Genomic DNA, 21123 nt, shown 5'->3' with positions numbered 1-21123 from the left:
TTGAGACTGGTGAGACTAAGATTTACCATTTCTCTAATATATATTTCACTGCCTTTTTTAATCATCACTAATTTCTTCCAAATCATCCAACGATATAACTCCGTCCAATTCCTTTTAACATCCCAATTCTATCTTCCAATCTTCACATTCAAATCAATGAATTCGAAATTCATCTAATAGTACAGCAGCCTTCTCATTTCTTATTTCTGTCAATGCTAATAGTATGTCCTCATATGCATTAATCAGCTTCTCATCCTTTTTTATTTCATCGCTATAGAATATAAAGGATTTTAAGATAATCATATCAACTATCACTTGTGAATCTATTATTTCTTTTGCAAACTGTTCTTTGCTATTTCTAATAGCTTTTGTAAAGCATGAACTAATAGATATCAAAATTTCTGGTAAGAGTTCACTAATATTGAGCAAATATACTGTGTATAGAACATCGTTCAAATGATTGGAGCCATACTTCTCAATCTGTACATTCAGAAAGCACTTATCTTTATAACTATATTCTGCCTTTACTTTGTTTACATCCCATCTGCTATATCTTCCTTTACAAAGGAACAATCTCTTTTCAAGAATATTTCTTACATAGTCCTCTGGAATACTATTTACATAAGTTTCAAGAATTCGAATCTTCTTCTCAATGTCATCTCTCTTACCCTTCTCCCTAAATCCATCAACATATGACACCAAAAAGCCACTAAGAACATCTTCATAAAAGTCCAATGTATCTCTGGTAAATTTCGAAAAGTCAGTTCCTTTAAACAGAATATCATAAACAGCTTCTGGATTTCGTCCTGTAATATTCAATTCTCTTTGAAAATAAGAGGATACTTTATGTTCTTGAAATGTGTCAATTATTTCATGAGCCCGCATTTCTTTACAGTTTTTATGCCATATTTCAATCATACATTGCACAATCGAACTAATAACTATGGCAAATTTCTCATCTTCTGTATTCAATCCACAACATGCAATATTACTGAGAATGTCTATATCATAATCACTGATATCAAACTCAGAAAGATCTACCCCCTTACCATCATACAAATATTCTTGAATTATCTCGGACCTCTTATTTTGATATTCATTTCCATTATTTTCCCGAATCCAATGATCCACACCACATAATTTAGGAACCATATTAGGAATGAATTCATAGTCATCATCATTACGATTATCTTTTATATATGCAGCATTAAACTTCTGGTGATTCATCTCATCTTCTGCAAGCATAATAATTGTATTAAAAATCCTACTTGCATAATTCCTATTTTTTTCCAAAAAATACTTTGTTAATTCTGCTATCTGGCTAATTAATCCTGAATTATCGTCATTAATTATACTCTCTAATATCATTAACAAAATCTGTTGCTTAAGGTCGTTATTTATATCTTTATTCAATTGTTCCCACAATGCAATTACCATATTAACTTCAGCAACATAAGATTGATTTAAAAATATTTTCTTTACACGCCTAATCCACTCCTCGACTAGTTTATTTCGCTGTTCATCCGTAATATCTGGCATTATCAATGCAGACGCAATAAATGTAACAAGTACTTTCTCGAACTGCATTTCAATACGATAATCACCTTTCATCTTTTCACAAAGAGTATCAATCACTGTAATAATTCGGTCAGCATTCGCTTTTTTCTCATTTATATCCTCTATCAGATAATTTATAGTTTCATTCAAATGTAATATTGGTTCGTTTGTAACTTCATTATTCTTAATAATCTTTTGCGCTTCCCCCTTGATCTGCGGTTCGATCATTATTGTCTTTTCATCTATTTTTGTCACAGCAGCATCGCGAAAGTCCATTTTTTGAATCTGTAAATTCTCATTGGAATACGTTTTTTCATCGTATATAGAATATAAGTAATCTAAAATAACATGACATCTGTTTTTTATTCCATCATCTCCATAAAGATACGAATTAGCAAAGTATTGTTGCAAATTACATGCACACTTTTCATCTTTCTCATATCGCCTGGTTATTTCTGGAACTCCCATTGATAGCATTATGTGTTTTTCCAACAATTCTTTTGTCGGATTAGAAATAAATTCGCCACTACGATGAATATCAAAATATATTAATTCCATACTGGATGCTAATTCTAATGCATATCCCGGCATTTCTTTTTGAAAATTCATCCCTATAGCCTCAATAATAGACAAAAGCAATACGTTGTTTGCCTTTTCATATATAGTATTCTTAACGTATTCTGCTAAGCCTTTAATATATGTACTGTCAGAAGAATTTCTCATAGAATTAATAACAGTCTTCTTTATTACAAAAACAATGTCCGTCAATACCACCGGAAGGTTATGTTCCATGATATCTGCCATCCACAACCATCCGTTACCCAAATACACTCTTTTCTTGTTTTCCTTTGGGAAAAAAATTTCTATATTTGTTATCTCATCTGGCTTATTCTCTGCAAATGTCTGTACTGCATTATTAACAAATGATATTGCCCACTCAAGGCCTTTTACGAAGTCACATCTCATAACATACCAAAAAAAAGTGTTATTATACACGCCGTTTTCATTATTGTCGAAGTGATCTGCATTGTCAGATAGACCATACGCTCTCACATTATTATGGTCATATCCATCATACCTAAAATGCTTTCTTGACACTCTTTGTCCCCATAATGTTTCCGCTGATTTACATGCCAATTCGGGTAATTCCATAACAAATAAAAGTGGACATTTTTTCACAACCGCCTTTAGAATCTCTTCAGCAACACTGTCCCTTCTACTAGTCCCAGAGCAATATTCTACTATCATATTTTCAACAAATTCTTTCAGCCATGACTTAGATGACTTGGCCATTTTGGCAACAATAAGAAAAAGCTGCACAATCTCTTCATCATGTTGATAATATGATTTTTCCTCTTTACTCTTTTCTATTAGCTCGTCAATATATCTAATTATTATTTTGTATGCTTTTTCTTCAGTATCCGCAGTTTTATAAAAACAATTTGCATAATCATCACACAGCTTAATAATAGAAGTTCTATTTTTATCTAGACTTATGCGTTCTTCAAAAACCATACCAATTAAATTTTTACGTGCCGCTCCTATCGGTGTTACATTCATTATTAATGCTGGTGAATGATTAATTTTCGCCTCAAATGCATATAAGTTTGTTATATCTAACAATTCTTCAACCACTGTTTCATCGAGCAACTCCTGAAATTCCTTGAAAAACAATCCACAGTATTTTGATTTTACTATTCCAATTTCTGTTTGCTTTTTCCATTTTGCCTCAATACTATTATCCGTTAACAGTGTATATACAAATTTCTCGCGAGCCTCCTGTACAAACAGTTTGTTAGATATCCAAATTTGGTATCGCCTATATATGCAACGCCCGATTTTCTCTATTTCATCAAAAAAAACATTATACGATCCATGACATACATCAAACGCCTTATCTATATATCGTTCAAAACAAATATCTTCGAAAATATCATATTTCAAACGTATCTTATTCCTGCTTTCGACAATAATTTCTTCTGATTTCAATGCTTCTAGAATATCGCTATCTACAATATCACTATCAACACCAACAACAAAACGACTAGCACGTTCAAAAACAATACGCTCAACAGTGTTTCTAACATCACTTTGTAAGACACCATATTTTTTGCACTTGTCTTTTAAGCAGATGATTCTTTCCCATATGAGATTTCTAAAATTATTCTCGTCGTTAATATTTTCTTCTACAAATCCTCCCGATACAATTAAATTGAGATAAAATGGCACACATAATAAATCCGAATATTTTTTATTTTGCTGTAAGGATAAAATAATGGGATAACTTTTAGCAACCTTATCAATCTCCTCTTTCGCCAAATCCGGAATCTCGTATGTTTTGATTCTATATTTTGTATTAATCTTCATAAACGCAGAACTATCAGTAGTTCTACACGAAGTAATAATATATACATTGCTGTATTTATCTGCAAGCCTATATATCTCCTGCAACAACGTAAATGCATTGTCACCACAATCTGCAATAAATTCGATAGCATCAATAAATATATACAGCGGTTTATTTTCTAACCACAGGATTGCATCCTCTACATCACAATCCCACAATTCGTTTACTTTCTTTCCTGTGGACAAATTCTCTGCTCGCGTGACTAATACGTATTCTTTTCCCTTTAACAGTTTTTTGCATACAACTGATTTACCAGAACCAGCATTTCCCTGTATCGATACTAATTTTTCTCGTCCTGCCTGTATCGTTTCAATAATTTCTGACCTGTCAATTTCATATTTACCGTTAATAAGCTCTTCAATATTTTCAAGTTCAATTTCTTTACTTATTTCAATCGCACGCAAAAACTTTTTAATGTTTTCCTTATGAGGTTGTTCTTCTATCACCCCCAGCTTATCCATTATCTTGGAAAAATCCGATGATAGCGTGTTATGTAGTGTTCTTTCACCGCTTGACATAAGGGACTTCGTATACTCATTATATGCGTATAAAATATCCTCAATAATCTGAGTCATTTGCTTCTTTTCCTCATTCCCTATACGCAGCTCTCTATTCTGCTCAAAAAAGCCCCGAATGATTTCTTGTATTTCTTCCTCTGAAAAAATATGATTCTTATATTTATCCCCCATATCAGTTTTAAATCTATCAAGGCAAGTCTGAACTAAAGGATCATCTGAATCCCAATTATTGATATCAATCTCTTTTCTTTTTAACTTGTCTTTTACAATTAATACCCAGCTTCTTCCTGCCTCTTCTAAAGTAACAATAGAGCTAAGCAATCCAATTGCCGCCATTAGATCCATTCGTCAATTACCTTCTCTCTTAATTCTTGTATTCTTATCCTAACCACATTGGTTAAGATGTGGTTAGCTTATTTTCTTACGAAAAGTATTTCTGATTTTTACTTGATGGCTTTTCCGGTATAGTCATCTTTAACACACTATTTTTCAGCATAGGAGTTAAATACTTTCTTCTAAAGCTTGTCCTGCTATCAAAATCAAATTCATCCATTATTTCTTGGACCGACTTCGGGTCTTTACAAAAATCGATAATCAGCTTATTCACATCCTGACCATTTTGGTTAGGATGATGGTCAGGATGCTGACCATCATCTCTCAATAACCTCAAATACCTATCACAAGCCTTGCAAAGAACCATAATTCCAGCCTCATTAATCTCGTATTCCGGCAATGGTCCATCATACAACGCACAGGCTTCCCTAATCTTCTCAAATCCTCTTCCCCAAGCTTCAATCATACCGCTTTTGAAAAAGATATTAGCCAATTTCGGATTATAAGGCTTTGATGAATGCTTCATAAACAACTTGTCAGTAGAATCCAGATTTGGAGGCATCTCTCCATCATTCCAAATATATATCTTGTCCTCGTAAACGCTAATCTGAATTGGATTGCAACCGCTGTAATCCTTATGAACAATGGCATTCAACAAAATCTCACGGAATGCGTCCTTGTGGAACATAAATTGCTCAATTCTCTGGACACCCTCATAATCAATCAATGCCTTCATATATTTCGTGTATACCAAATCTACAGTCTTATCTACCTGCTCTATCAAAGGCCCGTGCACCTCATCCTGATACACCAAATCCGAATCCGATTTTCCAAAATAACCGATTTTGATATAAGAACCTGTTACCCACTTCTCTGGATCCTTATAAAACGCAAGCATTGCTGCTCTTATCAAATATCCATCTTCATCAATTAGGTGCAGGTTATCCATCAAGATAGTATCTTCCACACTGACTTCTTCCTTCGTAAGCCTTCCTCTTTTCACCGCCTTATCTTTGAATAGCTGTATTGCATCCTGCTTTAAATCAGATACTGTCAGTTTTGGTAGAGGCACACCATCCCATGTTCTTCCCTGCGTTTTTAACAAAGCTCTTTCCAATTCCTTTCCAGTAATCTCACGCATGGTACTTCCGGAACGATAATAATATTTTCCACGAAAACTTATTAAAGATGGATATTTATCAACAATTATCTGCAAATACTCAAGTTCGCCTTTATATAACAAATTCACATCTGCAATGATTCCCATTGTGTCCGTAATTTTATTAGGAATTCGCTCTAATAAATCTCTTGCATTATCAATACCTACAACATTACCATTGTCATCCGTACCTATGTATATTGTTCCACCGTAGGCATTGGCATATCCACAAATCCATTTTAAATACTCATCCTGCCATGATTCCTTCCACTCTATGGATTGATGTTCTTTTTCCTTCATATATCCACCAACTTTCCAAATCACTGCTTGTCCACTTCCGTAAAGAAGTATTCCAATGTATCCACAAACATATTATGCTCAAACAATTCCTTAATTTGCTCCCGATTCATCCATGCAACCTGCGCCACTTCATCTGTTGTGGCATTTCCTAAATCAACCTCTCCATCGTAATCAAACAGCCAAACATCAACAATTTTATTAGCCACTTTTCCAAACTCGATTTTCTTAATGTCTGACAAAACAACTTGACCTTTTTCTGGCAATAAATCTATTCCAATCTCTTCTTTGGCTTCTCTAAGCGCTCCTTGCAGACTGTCCTCTCCTTTTACTACAGAACCATCCACACATTCCCACATCAAAGGATGTGTTGGTCTGTTTGCAGAACGCTGCGAGATAAGGTACTCGCCCTTGGAATTACGAATCCAGACATGCACCACCAAATGGTAGCCGTCTATCGGTAACTGTTCTCCTCTGATATGGTCTTTTCCCAGAAGCTCTCGGTTCTCATTATACAAATCCCATATTTCTGCATCCGGCACATACTCCACAATATCCCCAAAGTCTGCATGTAAAGTTTTACAAATTTTACTAAGAATTGTAAGGCTTACCTCTTCATCACGTCGAAGCTTTGTCATCGTGTTAGGGGCAATTTCTGCCTTTTTACGCAAATCCGATTTACTCATTTTTTTATCTATTAATAATTTCCATAATTTATTGTATGATACTGCCATAACAATGTCTCCATTCACCTTCAATAATTATCAATTTCCTATCTGCAATCCATTATCTGTTTCATTAACTCTGAATAGTCTATTAAATTCATTCTACTTTTTATCGTCTGTTGAAATCTACGAGCATCCTTTGAGAAATATGAGTTAGTTACCATTATTCCTGCTGTAACCCTGTCCGCTTCAACAGTTCCATATAGTTGTCTAACAAGTCCAACATTCACAGGATGCCTAGGCGCTTTCTTTTTACATTCAGCATAAATCACCAAATCGCCTAACACTGAATTATTAAGAACAATCAAATCCTTACCACCATCTCTTGTCTGTTTCGTAAGTTGCACATTATATCCTTTTCTTTCAAACAATTCACAAACCAGTTCCTCAAACTGTCTAGGAGTAATTTCTTGAAGTATTTCTGGTCTTAATGCAACTTTATCCACAAGCGAATGCGTTACTACCTTTATATCATTTTTTATTTCGTCTGGTACTCTAATAATTTTTCGTTCTGGAACAACTATCTCTGGATGTTGTAGAGATACACCACCTTTATATGTATATATTTGATGTATATCCTTTTCAAAATCAAGAAAATATTCGTTAAGCCCCTCGCCCTTTAGTTTTGTATGAAGCTTTTCAGCTATCGTTCTAGGCGTTAAATTTTGCTTATCAAGTTCTTTAAAAATACCTTCTACAATACTGTCACTCGAGATACGGGCACCAAGATAATCACTAATAAACAATAATATCTGTTTATCTGTTAATGGCTTTAACCTTATTTCATAATCAAAATTTATATCAAACTTATTTTCTCTAGCAGTGCATATATAACACCCTCTAGCATTTTTAATGTTCTCTACCATTTGTTGTTTATATCTATATATTTCGTCCAAACCATCCACTAAACAAACAACATCTGTAAAATCAGATGAATGTTTCCATATTTTATTTCCCATCTGTGAAAAAACCATCGTTTCATACCAGATTTTTCTTCCTTGTTCCTCTAATATCTTTCCAATTATATTTAACAAAAAAGTTTTACCACTTCCTGCCGCACCTGTTATCAAGATTTTGCCATATGGTTTCATCCTGACAACATCTAAAAGTTCCTGTAACTCGTCCCTTCTTATAATCTCCATACGCAGCTTTCCTTTCGTTACCCAACCGACTTATCCAGCATCTCTATAATCTTTTCTTTCTCGCCACTACCATTAGTCATAAATCTCAGTAATGGAATTTCATACAACTCCATAATATGATTTTTCAACAAATCTCTTGAAGCCTGAACAGTATCCTCTTTATGGTATTCATATCCGTCAACCTCGATCGCCAACACAGGCTTTTTACCAATTCTGTTATAAACCAGAAAATCTAAATGTGTTGCTGGATTCATTGCATACTGACATTCCTGCTCATTTAATAGTTCTGGATTCTTAATCAACATATTCAACGGAAAATGACAAACAACATCCAAGCTTGAATACTTGTTAGCGGAGATAATGTCCTCTATCAATGAATACATCAGATTTTCCGAATCATATTCTGATACTTTTTTGTGCTTCTGCAAGTATGCCCTTCTTTCCTCAGTATACTGCTTGTAAAGGTAATCAAAAATCGAATAAATCTTGCTTTCAGTAACTTCAAAATTATTATATTGAATATAATCAATCAAATCTGTTATATTGCGCTCTTTTGATTGCTCATTTCCAGTTACAACCAACATCAATTTCTTTTTGGCTCTTGATACAGCAACATTGATTAAATATGGATCATCTGCAAAATCAGATATTTCATCATCCACGGTAGATATAATAATATTCTCTTTCTCCTTGCCCTGGAACTTATGCACTGTAGCAGCATCAATATCTGTAATCTCCTTGCTTAAAGCTTCTACCTGATTTTTGTACGGTGCAATAATTCCGGTTTCTTCCGGATTTGAAACATATTTTGGTATAATCTCATTTTTAATAACATCTATCTGGCGCTGGCTATAATGGTTACGCTCATGATTTCCCACTACCGTTTTTACTACCGATAAAACATCCTCTTCACCCTTATCCGTTGTCATAATAATCAATTCACCACGATAGAATTTCTGGTTACAGAAATTGATTATTTTGGGGTGACACCTATAATGTTCCCGCAACAATGTTTGTGTTACATTTGGCATAACATCCAAAATGGATTGCAGAAAACTGTTTGTATACTGATATCCTTCACTCACATTAAAGCTGTCAAATATAACTTTTGCTTTGGCTTTTATATCACCTGTAACAACATTGGGAAGTTGCTTGGTATCCCCTACAATAACAACATTCCTTGCACAGGACAATGCCAACGCACCAGTTGCAATATCTACCTGTGATGCCTCATCCATGATAAGGTAATCATACACCACATCTGAATTCAGGCTGTTTCTTGATGAAAATGTTGTACTTAATATAACCGGATACTCAGCCAATACATCGTATGGTTCCTTCCACAAATTATCTTCACTAAAAGTTTTCCTACTACTATTACCTTCATATTTCCTTGCCAGTTTGTCTTTTAGGACAACCATTGACTGATCGCATAAATCCTCAAGCAAATTCTTATTAACACTATTTAAATACTTTTCAATATCTGCAATTTTCCCAGACAACTCCGCCTGCTTCGCACGATAATACATTGCTTGAAAGGTTGTAATTATCTTTGAAATATCCTGCTTATAAATGCTCCAATCGGTTACTCTATATTTAAATAAGGCTTTTATCTTAAACCAAAATCCTATTGCCGTTTTCTCTTCTGAAATCAACTGGCACTCCTGCCACAATACCATCCATTGCTTTGAAGATAGTTTTTTCTTGAACTTAATACTATCTGTATGAACATCTGATTCTTTAACATATTGATTGAAATATTCCTGTTCAGTAACCAACTGTGAAAGTTCCTGCCTTAAACACGCCAGTTTTTCCTGCTTATCAAAAACACTTTTTAACTGACTGGATTGCTCTGCTATTTCCTTCTGCAAAACACTTTGATCTTCTCCCGTTTTCCACGACGAAAAATCGGGATAAGCGGCATCCTGATGCTCAACAAATAATTTCTTATTTTTAGAACTTCCTAATGTCGCAGCAATAAAACCCAAATTGTATTTTGGAGAAGATAATTTTTCATATACGTTTTCCGTTGCCGAATTATTATTGGATACTATCTGTACCGTTTTCCCTTGCATTAATATATTGGCAATAATATTCAATATCGTTTGTGTCTTCCCCGTTCCTGGAGGTCCCTGTATAACACTAATCTGATTCTCCATGGCATTTTTTACAGCCTTATACTGACTGTTATTGCATCCAAATGGGAAAATTGGAATGTATTCGCGTCCTGTTCTTTTTCCTTGCAATGACGATGGATTCAAATACTTTGCTAAAGCTACATCACTACCCACAAAAGAAATCTTGGCAAACTTCTTAGACAATAATTTTTCACCAGTCTCTTCATTCTTAAGATTACTCAAACCTGCAATTTGCTTTATATATTCAAATACATTTGATGACTGACTCTGGGCAAGACATGACTCTATAATATGCAAGTCGTTCCGACGATAATCTCTTTCACTACCATCGCCAAAACAAATGTGCCAATAAGACTCACTTCCGCTTCTAAATACATATATTGCATTAACATCAAAGAACTCTCGTCCTTCTCTGCTAATCCGATACATGTTAGGATTCAAAACCTCCGGATCAGTCAACTTTTCCACATTCAAATATGCATACGAGTATGTTTTTCCATTATTGAATTTTACATCCCATTTTTGGGTATTTCTATTATAACCACATGACATTATTTCGGATGTCTTTATTTCACCCTTGATAATGACCATATAATATCGTGTATTCATCTATTCCTCACTACTTCTTATCCGCACGCTGATTGCCCTTGAATTCCTTCTCCACATAGCAATGTTCATGTTTGCCAACCAACTTATCGCCTTCAAAATCCAGTTCGATAATATATGGCATCCAATCTATAATTCGCAGAAATTCTTCGCACCCGAAACTATTGTCATAAGAATTCAATATCGTACTAAGGGCAGTACCATGGGTTCCTATAACACTCTCTTTATCTGTATTATCTGCTAAAATCTCGTTCAACGCCTCTATATTACGATTTTAAACCATAGCAATGGATTCTCCACCATCTTCATGATAATCATGGTCAGCCCAGCGTTTCTGAAACATTCCGTAGTTGTTTCCATCAGGACCTTTTTCTCGCTCCCTCAATCTCTCATCTGTTATAATCTCTTTTGTAAAAAAATCTGCTGCCTCTGCAATAGTATCCATACTACGTTTATATGGACTACAATAAAACGCATCTTTTTTCTTGTTACTCAAAAATTCTAACACAACTACTGAATCTTTCTTCCCTTCTTCCGTCAAAGGTCTTGTTCTGTCTTCTTCCCAATCATGCTCCGGTTGTGCGTGACGTACGAAATAAACTCTTGTCATTTGATCAGCTCCATTTCATCTTCCATTTTCACAAATCCATGTCTTTCATACAAAGGTCGTCCCATATCCGTCGCTTCCAACGCAATCTGTAATACGCCCTGTTCCTTCGCTTGCTCCATTTCTTACAGGACTACAATTCGTTACCAATACTTTCATTTTGACCTCCGTTTTCATGTACCATATTTTTATATGATATCACAGAATCACTACATCATCAATAACAATCGCAACTTCTTGCGATTGTTTCCTAGTTTGCAATATATATTTCGGGCGCGTAAAGTGAATCGTGGATATGCAGAGGAATCATCTTCCTCTGTCCCTATTCCTCATCTTATCTTCCATCTTTCCTTTATCAACATCTCTACCAACACTTTCATCATAAATCCTCTGAAATTCCTCATAAAGTTCATCTCCATCCAGTTTTATCCCCAACCTTTTCATCACATCTGAAAACATCCTTATGCTTCCACTCACATCAGCAATATCAAATCCGAATACATCTGCCTTAACAGAATCACTGACATTCTCAAAACCACCAAGCTCTGATATTCTCCTGACAATCCAGCCAACTTCGTCCACAGGCTCTTTTTCTTCATGTTCACCAATTCACTTTTACTTGTCACATTAATTATACTTTCGTCCATTCTTGTCATATTCACATCAGACAAATTAAGAATCTCTGATATTCCTATTCCCTCTAAATCAGTCTGTTGTTTTCTCGCACTATCAGCTTGCTCTTTCTGTCTGCCTATTTCATTCTGATTATTGTCTGGATTTATTACCACAACATTCGTCTCCGGCTCAACAGCCACATCTTTCTCTGACACTGCCTCATCTTCCATCCCCGGTATCTCAACATCCCTGTCTGCAACGATTTCTTCTTTCTCCGACACTGCATAATAAGCCGTATACAAATCTTCTTTCACAATTCCATCAGCAAGCTGTATTTGCTTCTTAATATTCCTTTTCTCCTGCTTCAATTCGTCCAGTTCTTCCTGCACTCCCACATGCCATATCTGATACTCATGATACTGCTCCTCGTTCTCAATATTCCGTTTCCGGCTCGAGCTTTCTCTGTATACTTTGCTCCACCAACCACAAAACGCTTCTGCTCTACAATCCTTAATCTGTATAGCTTTGCATAAAACTTTTTCTGGAATGGTGACAACTACTTTATCTGACATGTCAGATAACTTGGTGTTCAACAGCCCATACAGGATCACAAAATGGAGGTAGCTACACTATGACAATAGGTGAAAGAATAAAGAAAATACAGGTATTCCGTAAAATGACAATGGATGATCTAGGCGGTGCACTTGGCTTTGAAGGAAAAAATATGTCAGTCCGTATATCACAATACGAAACTGGTGCACGTATTCCCGGCGAAGATATGATTTTGAAGCTCACCGATGCACTGCAATTACAAAGCTATTTCTGATTACAGCCTTGGTGCTGCAGAGGATATCATTGAAACTCTTTTCTGGCTTGAAGAAAGTGCAGCTTCACTTCCAGCAAGAGGAAAAGGTACAAGATTTCCTGAGTACACTGCTCCTGGCAATTTGATTCACTTAACTGCAATGACTCCGGCAAAACCATCTGAAACAGTCAGACCAACTTATAACGAAGATGATTATGACTGTACAGGTGCACCTGTTGCATTAACTTTTGAATATTGATTGGTAAATGATTTCCTTTCGGAATGGTGTGAAATGAAAACGAAATTAAATAACGGAGAGATTTCTCCAAATGAATATTTTGAGTAGAAAATAACATGGCCTCATGCGTGAAACATAATGCCATCCGATGTGCACCATCTCGATTCCGCTTCGATTCATCTCGATGTAGGGCGTTCGCCCTATAGGAATAGAAATCTGCTGTCTGTGGAATGCAAGCATTCCAAGCCATCAATTTTCTATTCCTGCACAGCTCACTTTAGTACCAAAATAGTACCACAAGGCAAAAAACAAGCTCGCAAATGCCCATTTTACTAGGCTTTGCGAGCTTTTGAAAATTATTCAAACTCGGCAAATCCAAAGATATTCTTAAATATATTTGTTTAAGTTTTACTTCTTTTTTGCCGTTATTTTATTTCTGTTGCATATATTATTTTGGCTCACTGATTTTCTGTTGCCAATTTGTTGCCAGCTTATTGTAAATGGTGTAGATAAGTTTGACAACATTTATTTTGAGAACACTGCATCATTTCTGGAAAGTAGATACACACAATATTGATTCATGCTGATTCCTTCCCGCTGAGAATGTTCTGCCAGTGATCTGTGCAGACTTCGTGGAATTCTCAATTTAAACTGCCCAGAATAATCTTCCAAACTATCTGGTTCATGAATCTCTACGCCTTCTTCTAATGCAGCTTCAATCCATGCTTTTTTTGCATCCAGTGCATTTGCTACCGCACTCTCCACTGTCTCACCACAAGTAATGCAACCAGGCAAATCCGGATAAGAAACTACAAATCCGCCTTCATCTTTATCTTCCACAATTTCCATACGATAGGACATTGCCATATAATCATTCAGCGTCTTCATCATTCTTCGCCTCGCTTTCTACAATCTGCCTTACCATTTCTACATATACTTTCTTGATTGGTTCGTGCTTTGGTATTGTAATTGGCATACACCCTTGCTTTCTGAAAGTATAATGACTACTTCCATTTCTTGGTGCATTCATTTCGTAACCATAGCTTTCCAATACCTTCCGTAACTCATCAAACCGGAGGTCTTTCGATAAATTGCATATACGTGTTATCAGTTTATCCCACTTTGACATTTATTATACCTCCTATTCATATTATACGTGGTGTCGCATATGGTGTCAATCAATTTATTTATGTACATTCTTTTTTAAATAAAATTTGCATTGCTCCGCACCAATACATCCCGGCAAACCTGAAATCGAACATTCTACCCTACCATTTGGCTTGTTCCGCTTCACATATTGAATTAAATTTCTGCAACTATCTTCCTTTAACAGTTCTCTAGATTTTTTTGGAATATAATGTTTACATGGAGCGTTAATAACTGTACATGGTTTTTTTTGACAGAGACAGATATTTTTGGCATAATAGAAACAATTTTTTTCACTAACATTAATATTTAAGCTATCATTTTTCTCTTTTTTCTCTACCTCTGTCTTTGGCTCATTCTCTATCTTCTCGTGCTCAATTTCAAAATTATTCAAACTCATTTCTTTTTTAGAAGAATCTATATTCTCACATTCCTCCTCAAGTATATCAACAACTTTGAATAATTTTTCTATTTGCTCTTTAAGAATTTGCGTTCCCACATCTCCATCGACAATTGTCAAAGAAAAGTATTGCGGAAGTGAATGCTTCAGTGAATTAATTGCATTTTTCTTAAAATAATATATTTTGTCTTCCTTACTAGGATATATCGCTCCAATTCCTATTACATCTGAAAAAAACTTGTCCTTAGATGCTATTTGTGTTCCGTATTTCAAAACTAACGCTGGAATATATCGCCTTTTCACATTATAGAAATTTGAATATTTAGCATCCAGTATATAATAGTAATCTTTATAATTACCAGATATTTTCAATACAAAATCCGGGGTCCATCTATCATTCCACTTACTTTTTATAAAATTGTAACCTGTTGAATACAAATTAGTACATGCATTACTTCTATCTATCCAAATAGATGGTTCATATAATAATGTTATTTCATATCCATTACCTTCAAATATATATTGGTTATTGATATTTTCAGAATCATCTTCTACATCATATATAATTCGGTCTGAATCTTGCAAAATAAATCCGCACAAAGCAATTGCGTTTTGAATTTTTATCAAACAATAATATTCAAAAATTCGGCTTAGTGTTTTTAGTTTGAATAAATAATTTAAATGATCAAAAGTATAATCCCCTGCTTCAAACCATTTTGCCATACATTCATAACAGATTCGATAATGATATATTTGTTTAAATGTATTCGTAAGCTTAGGCAATCCATATATATCCTCTGGTATACACTTTAAAATTTTTTCATACCTATAATATATTTCTTCCAAAATATCTTTTTTTTCAGAAAATCTATCCACCACGCCTTTATAATAAACATAAACGCATTTTCCTGTAAGCGCATGCGTATTTGGCAATTGTGCAACTATTGATTCAGGTATGTTTTCTACCTCTACAATTTCTTTAGCAAATCCTATAATTTGATTTTCTAAATAATCAATGACATTTTTTAAAAATCCTAATATAACTCTATTTTCATACACATTATAAGAATACTTAGAAATATATGTTTTTATTTTCGATGGCATATAATTGTAACCATTAAAATTTATTCCTGTTTTTTTATCAGTTTTCACAAGATTATCTGGATTGCACGCAATCCACCTTAAACTTTCTTGATTTACTACTCTCATTGATCTTACATCTTCTACACTGGCTACAGGTTCTACAAAGGACTTCTTATGATTAAAAAAAGAATCATAATTCTCTTCGTAAGTCTTTATAATTTCATCTACCAATTTAAGTGTATTCCAAATAGATCTTGTACTGTCATTCTTAAGTCCTGAATTTTTTTTGTTACGACTAAAACATACCTCCAAAAAATTAGGAATATTTTTTTCTATTTCATCTAGCATCTGTTCAACTTGTCTTGTTGTTTGTTTAGTAGTAGCAATTCGAAGAAAATCCGTGTAAAAACGTTCTTCTTTTCCCTCTTTTTCGCTTACCCACACACTTATATATGCCAAATCAAAACAACCACCAAAAACTAAATCTTGATCCGTTTCATACCAATCCGTAGATGCCTTATAATGTATAGGTACTGAATAGTCTCCCACAAATATCTCTACATTCTCATACTCTTCTATTTCACGCAAAATAAATTTGTATTGATAATTTTCAAAAAATAATTGTTCATTATTAAATGCTTCGAAAGATGGTTGACGATCACGCAACAAGATTTCTGCAACAGTACCATCTGGCTTAACTATGCATAACTTCATGTTGACATCCCCTTTATTTTATAAACTAAAGAAACTATAAAATTCATGCTCTGATTTTTCGAGGATTTTAGAAACAATACTTGCACTTTTATTTAATTGATTTTCTTTGCAAATAGTCATTAACCCATTCAAAAACTCTTTATACTGTTTTCCATTTCCGTTAATACAAGGAAGTATTTTCTGGGATATAGCATAATCAAGCGCAACTTCTTTTGATGACATAAACATTTCAGCAACCAGATAATAATGGCTTATTAAGTGAATACTTCTTGCACTTATTGTATGTCCACCTTCTTTCATCTTATCAATTATTCTATCTAATCTAGTCTTTGTAATCTGATTCATTTTTTTATCCTTGACGTTATGCCAATCAAAGATATTGTTTAATGTTTCTAACGAAATTACTTCACTATTATTCTCAACAACCGAATCATCCATCAACCCTGAGACAATAACATCTACAGAAACTGGATTCATAGATATAACCCATGCTCGATCAAGAAATCTTGGTGAAAGATCCGCAGTTGTTTGATCATAATTAATAGTTGCAAGAAATTTTAACTCTGAACCAAATTCATATTTTTCCCCATTTGAATATGAAACAACTTGATGTGTAGGATCATCACAATAATAATTAAAATTAGACCAATAAAATTCTATTGGGCTTAAATTAGCTTCATCAAGCAACACAAGATAAGGTGCTTCAACTATGTTATTCGCATTTTCCTCATTCAATTTTTTCATACACTCTGAAAATCTCGGTTGAGTACTTTCTATCTCTTTAGTTAATGGATTATAATACCCCACTAAATCTTTTGAAGAAGTCCAGCCTCTTTCAACAAGGATTTCTGCAAATCTAGAATCATATAATCCAAGTGCTTTAGCTAACAATTTACACAATGAAGTTTTTCCAGTTCCCGGTTCACCTGCAAAAACAGTTATATAATTTTGTACTATGCTTATCAAATAATTGTAAGCATCATCTTTACTAATTACACGCCCCGCTTCTTCAAATTTTTTACAAAGAATGGCTACTATTTCATCGGCATCCACATCCTTTTTTAAATTAACCATTCTACTTAAAACATTTTCTTCTACTGTTTCTTCTGGCATTTCCAATTGCGAAACTAATAATTTAGTTATTTCTGAAGTTCGATTATTTGCAGCCCATTCAATAATTTTAGTATTTAAATCATTGGATACCGTTCTATATTCATCTTTTATAGAATCACAAGCCCTTTTCCATGTATCTCTATCTGCTTCAAACTGTTTCGCTTCTTTTTTTGCCTTTTCAATTGCAATTTGTACATCTTCTAATTCTTTTCTATTTTCTGATACTAAACTTTCTATTTCTTGTTTTTTCTGCTCAATCGCTTGTTCTCCAAGTTTTTCCAATTCAGCCTGTTTATCACTTAATTTTTGATTTCCTTCCTCTATTTCTGTTACGAGCTCTTCTCTTTTCTTTTCTAAAATATTTAACTCGCTTAAAATTTCTTTTTTCTTTTCTTCGTAATGAACATCTTCACGAACAACATTGGTTAATAATTCTTCATGTGTTCTTAAATACTCTTCTTTATCTGATTTTGCATTAGGGTTGTTTTTAAAATATTCTTCCGTTAAACGTACCTTATAATCACTTAAATCTACTGACGTCTGTAATAACTCACATATTCTTTTTATTCTGTTATCCGTTAATTGACCTTCTTCAGAAAAAGAATCTGCCAATTCCAAAAATTGTTCTCGTATTCCAGCCAAATTATCGATTTCTGATGATTTATTTAAAAGAGTTTTAAAAAAGTCAGCAAGTTCTTCATTGTCAATATACTCTATTTTTTCTTCAGGCTCAATAGCTTTTAAATCACTAATATTATAGATAAATTCTATGCGATCATTTCGTCTGATTGAAAAGTATCCATCCATAATAATTTTTTCTATATCTGAATTTCTATATCTATTTATAGTTCCACTATTTACAAATACTTTAATAGTATAATATGATTCATCGCCATATGAATCTTCGATATCAGAAATCATAAATTCGAATGGTCCATAACAATCCTGTGCATATCTCAAAAGAATCTGTTTATTAGGTCGATGCTTAATCCTGATAGTTCTTTTTGTTTTGTCGTTTATAAAATCCTCAATTGCATAATCAATATCTATAATTTCAACAACTTCATCCTTATCAAAATCATCTATTGCATTGAAAGGAATCTGATATTTATTACTATTATCAGTATAAGGTGCATACCCCGGATGTAAATCTCTATTAAAATCAATCTTAAATTGTAATAATCTATTTTTTATACTTTCTGTATCACTATCAGATATACCAGTAAGTGAAACTGTTCCACCATTTGGAAATTCTCCCCACCTATCTTCAATTCCTCTTAATTTGCCATCTTCCATAATCTCGTATTGAGGACGGATAAAACTCTTATTACCAAATGCTCCCAGAAAATATCTATACATCTTTTGTCCCTCCAAATTAATTATCTTATTTACATTCCAACACTCACTCAATGAATTTTCGTAATTATACACCCCTATTAAATAGGCTTTTCAATGATATAATTTTATCTAAATTTTACCACATTTAGCTTAATTACTCCATTGAATTTTTACAAATACCCAAGAAAAAGAGTGGTAAATATTACCACCCAAATTCTTTATTCACACACAATTTCTTTCAATATCATCTCCTCCGCACAAGCCCGGATATTATTCATTCTCCCAACCCATGCCATCTGATTCTGCATCTTCAGTTCTTCCGTCACTCCCTGCTTTTCTTTCATCTGCTCCACCAGTCTGTCCATCATCTGATTACACTCCTCGTCAATCTGATGCAAATGCTCATTCAACTTCCCGGCAAGCACCAGTTCCAGATATAATCCTTTCCGATGATCTTTCAAATAAGTTTTTCTCAACATTCCATACTTCCCAATCGGATACTCTGTCTCTTCCGGGAGGTATAGGTCTGGATAATACAGACCGTCCTCTCCTAAAGTATAACCGATTCCATTTTCTCCCATAATGTGTTTCTCCATGATTGTCCTCCTATCTTGCTCCCCGGTCTTTATTCTGACTATGGGTATGCTGTTTATTTTTCTGTTCATTCTGTATTTCTTGTTTCTTTTCTGCCAGCTTCGCCCTAATACCATGCGCTACTGGCTCTTTGCCCGTTTCCTTCTTCCATTTTTCTATTGCAGTCCGATACTGGCTATACTCAGTTTGAGAATCCTTAAAATCTTTTAAAAATTCCTGTACACTTCTATAACCGATCTTCTGCACAAGCCTTGGAAGGTAATCTTTCATATCTCTGATCTGGCTTTTCAGTTCATCAATTTCTTTCTGCAATTCTTTTTTCTTTCTTCCTTTAAACCATCCCTTAACCTCTGACAGTTCTTTCTTCTTTACAGAAAGCTGTTTTTGTTTCTGTTGAATTGCACCGTTTTGATCTTCCAGCTCTTTATTCACTTTAAATAGTTTCGGATACTTTGATGCAAGCCTCGTCATTTTAAGTTGTTCCGGTTCTGCCTTTTCTTCTTTTGTTGTCTTGACTGCTGCCGTGCTATTTTCAGCAACATGCTTTGGGTGTTCTGTTTCCGTTTGCTCTGTCTGTTTTGGCACTTCCCTGGGTTTCTTAAACAGCACACTTGCTATTAAAAACTCCAATGCCTCAACAGCCACTGTTACAACTCTGGAAAATAATCGTGGTCTGTTTCCACGCCTGGCAATTGATTCCCTGATTGGCTCCGTGATTTCTTTCCGTTTCACTTCCATTATCTTCGGTTCCGGCACTCCACTAATCAACGCCATATCAACAGCTCTGTTCCATTCCCGGCGTTTTTGGTTATCTGCTTCTATTTCCTGTGCCTTCGGATTATTTTTTCCGATTTTCTTTGTTGCAAGATAAACACTGCCACGCTCAAATACCTGTAGTTTCTGTTTCTCTTCCTGCACATAAATATTGATTAAATCTGTATAAGAATGCTTTACCTCATCCAGAAATGAATTGCTCTTGAAGCGTTCATCTTTCGCAGTAAACAGCTTCTTCTCATAGACTTCTCCTTTCTTCACAATACTGCAGCCTTCCCGAATCTCGCCATCTTCTCCTAATATCTCTTTCTTGGTTCGGACATGTTTTCCATTTTCATCATAAAACATATTTCTGCTGGCAATCTTAATGATTGGTTCATCCAGTAGTTTCCGTTCTGCAAATATCAAATGAATGTGATAATTGGTCTTTCTTTTATTGTGGTGCAAAGCAGCAATACACTCTGTTCCATAATTCTGTTTAAAATGATTTGTAAAAAGTTGCAACAATCTGTCTGGCTGATACTCTGTAAAACTCTCTGGTAAAGCAATGATCAATTCCCTTGCTTCAATGCATTTACCATCCGTCCCACTTTTTACAAATTCTTCCTGATTACATTTTGCAAGTTCCCGCCAAAATTTCCGTTCTGTGGTTTCATAAACTGCATAAAGATTTTCCTGTTTTGCGTGACTGGATATATAAGTGATTCTGCCTTTTACATTGCTTAGTTTTGTCATTTGAATAAATGAATTTCTTCCGATAGGCACTCCCTCCTTGTCCTCGGAAAAATAAATTCCGCCATATCATTTGTGAGTG

General features: G+C 34.4%; 17 protein-coding genes and 1 pseudogene. 2 read left to right on the top strand and 16 right to left on the bottom strand.

Annotated elements, in window-relative coordinates; all coding sequences use genetic code 11:
* Positions 1 to 153 precede the first annotated feature (153 nt).
* From V2546_RS05590 to V2546_RS05555, 10 genes and pseudogenes are all read right to left on the bottom strand, one after another.
* Positions 154 to 4827: a hypothetical protein gene (locus tag V2546_RS05590; RefSeq protein WP_329751779.1), complete on the bottom strand. Its 4674-nt coding sequence runs from the start codon at positions 4825 to 4827 to the stop codon at positions 154 to 156.
* Between the two features lie 76 nt (positions 4828 to 4903).
* Complete coding sequence (locus V2546_RS05585) at positions 4904 to 6274, bottom strand: ATP-binding protein (protein WP_329751778.1); 1371 nt, start codon at positions 6272 to 6274, stop codon at positions 4904 to 4906.
* A 20-nt stretch (positions 6275 to 6294) separates the two neighbouring features.
* Positions 6295 to 6813, bottom strand: a complete 519-nt coding sequence (locus V2546_RS05580; protein ID WP_486463569.1) for an NUDIX hydrolase — start codon at positions 6811 to 6813, stop codon at positions 6295 to 6297.
* Positions 6805 to 7005, bottom strand: a pseudogene (locus V2546_RS15665) (helix-turn-helix domain-containing protein); the annotation flags it as partial. The gene V2546_RS05580 and the pseudogene V2546_RS15665, both read right to left, overlap by 9 nt.
* Before the next feature lie 38 nt (positions 7006 to 7043).
* The gene (locus V2546_RS05575; RefSeq protein WP_015552550.1) at positions 7044 to 8138 is read right to left on the bottom strand and encodes a restriction endonuclease; all 1095 of its coding nucleotides are present in this window, start codon (positions 8136 to 8138) and stop codon (positions 7044 to 7046) included.
* 17 nt (positions 8139 to 8155) lie between these two features.
* Positions 8156 to 10885: an AAA domain-containing protein gene (locus V2546_RS05570; RefSeq protein ID WP_329751776.1), complete on the bottom strand. Its 2730-nt coding sequence runs from the start codon at positions 10883 to 10885 to the stop codon at positions 8156 to 8158.
* Positions 10886 to 10895: 10 nt separating this feature from the next.
* Positions 10896 to 11138: a hypothetical protein gene (locus V2546_RS15660; protein WP_243121999.1), complete on the bottom strand. Its 243-nt coding sequence runs from the start codon at positions 11136 to 11138 to the stop codon at positions 10896 to 10898.
* 18 nt (positions 11139 to 11156) lie between these two features.
* Positions 11157 to 11492: a histidine phosphatase family protein gene (locus V2546_RS15655; protein WP_337495046.1), complete on the bottom strand. Its 336-nt coding sequence runs from the start codon at positions 11490 to 11492 to the stop codon at positions 11157 to 11159.
* Between the two features lie 303 nt (positions 11493 to 11795).
* Positions 11796 to 11948 (bottom strand): hypothetical protein, encoded by a 153-nt coding sequence (locus V2546_RS05560; protein ID WP_015552546.1) that lies wholly within the window; start codon positions 11946 to 11948, stop codon positions 11796 to 11798.
* Between the two features lie 14 nt (positions 11949 to 11962).
* Complete coding sequence (locus tag V2546_RS05555) at positions 11963 to 12676, bottom strand: hypothetical protein (protein ID WP_329751774.1); 714 nt, start codon at positions 12674 to 12676, stop codon at positions 11963 to 11965.
* Between the two features lie 59 nt (positions 12677 to 12735).
* On the opposite strand from V2546_RS05555, the gene V2546_RS05550 reads away from it, so the two are divergent.
* Complete coding sequence (locus tag V2546_RS05550; RefSeq protein WP_329751772.1) at positions 12736 to 12930, top strand: helix-turn-helix domain-containing protein; 195 nt, start codon at positions 12736 to 12738, stop codon at positions 12928 to 12930.
* On the top strand, positions 12902 to 13168 hold the full coding sequence (locus V2546_RS05545) for a hypothetical protein (RefSeq protein ID WP_329751771.1): 267 nt from the start codon (positions 12902 to 12904) through the stop codon (positions 13166 to 13168). Before V2546_RS05550 ends, V2546_RS05545 begins: the two co-directional genes overlap by 29 nt.
* 504 nt (positions 13169 to 13672) lie before the next feature.
* On the opposite strand, the gene V2546_RS05540 is transcribed toward V2546_RS05545, so the two are convergent.
* From V2546_RS05540 to V2546_RS05515, 6 genes are all read right to left on the bottom strand, one after another.
* Positions 13673 to 14035, bottom strand: a complete 363-nt coding sequence (locus V2546_RS05540; RefSeq protein WP_117567313.1) for a type II toxin-antitoxin system HicB family antitoxin — start codon at positions 14033 to 14035, stop codon at positions 13673 to 13675.
* Entirely contained in the window at positions 14019 to 14276 is a 258-nt protein-coding gene (locus tag V2546_RS05535; RefSeq protein WP_117567315.1) for a type II toxin-antitoxin system HicA family toxin, read from the bottom strand. Before V2546_RS05535 ends, V2546_RS05540 begins: the two co-directional genes overlap by 17 nt.
* A 54-nt stretch (positions 14277 to 14330) precedes the next feature.
* Positions 14331 to 16490: a DUF2357 domain-containing protein gene (locus V2546_RS05530; protein WP_329751770.1), complete on the bottom strand. Its 2160-nt coding sequence runs from the start codon at positions 16488 to 16490 to the stop codon at positions 14331 to 14333.
* Between the two features lie 18 nt (positions 16491 to 16508).
* Entirely contained in the window at positions 16509 to 18962 is a 2454-nt protein-coding gene (locus V2546_RS05525; RefSeq protein ID WP_117567319.1) for an AAA family ATPase, read from the bottom strand.
* 197 nt (positions 18963 to 19159) lie between these two features.
* Positions 19160 to 19537 carry a TnpV protein gene (locus tag V2546_RS05520; protein ID WP_117567321.1) on the bottom strand — a complete coding sequence of 126 codons (378 nt, stop codon included), beginning with the start codon at positions 19535 to 19537 and terminating at the stop codon, positions 19160 to 19162.
* A gap of 10 nt (positions 19538 to 19547) precedes the next feature.
* Positions 19548 to 21074, bottom strand: a complete 1527-nt coding sequence (locus tag V2546_RS05515) for a MobA/MobL family protein (RefSeq protein ID WP_329751768.1) — start codon at positions 21072 to 21074, stop codon at positions 19548 to 19550.
* Positions 21075 to 21123: the final 49 nt, after the last annotated feature.

It is taken from the genome of Clostridium sp. CM74B_53, from assembly GCF_036318045.1.
GTDB lineage: Bacteria > Bacillota > Clostridia > Lachnospirales > Lachnospiraceae > Pilosibacter.
The sequence above is the reverse complement of the archived record's forward strand: the minus strand, read 5'-3'. Positions and strand labels throughout refer to the sequence as shown.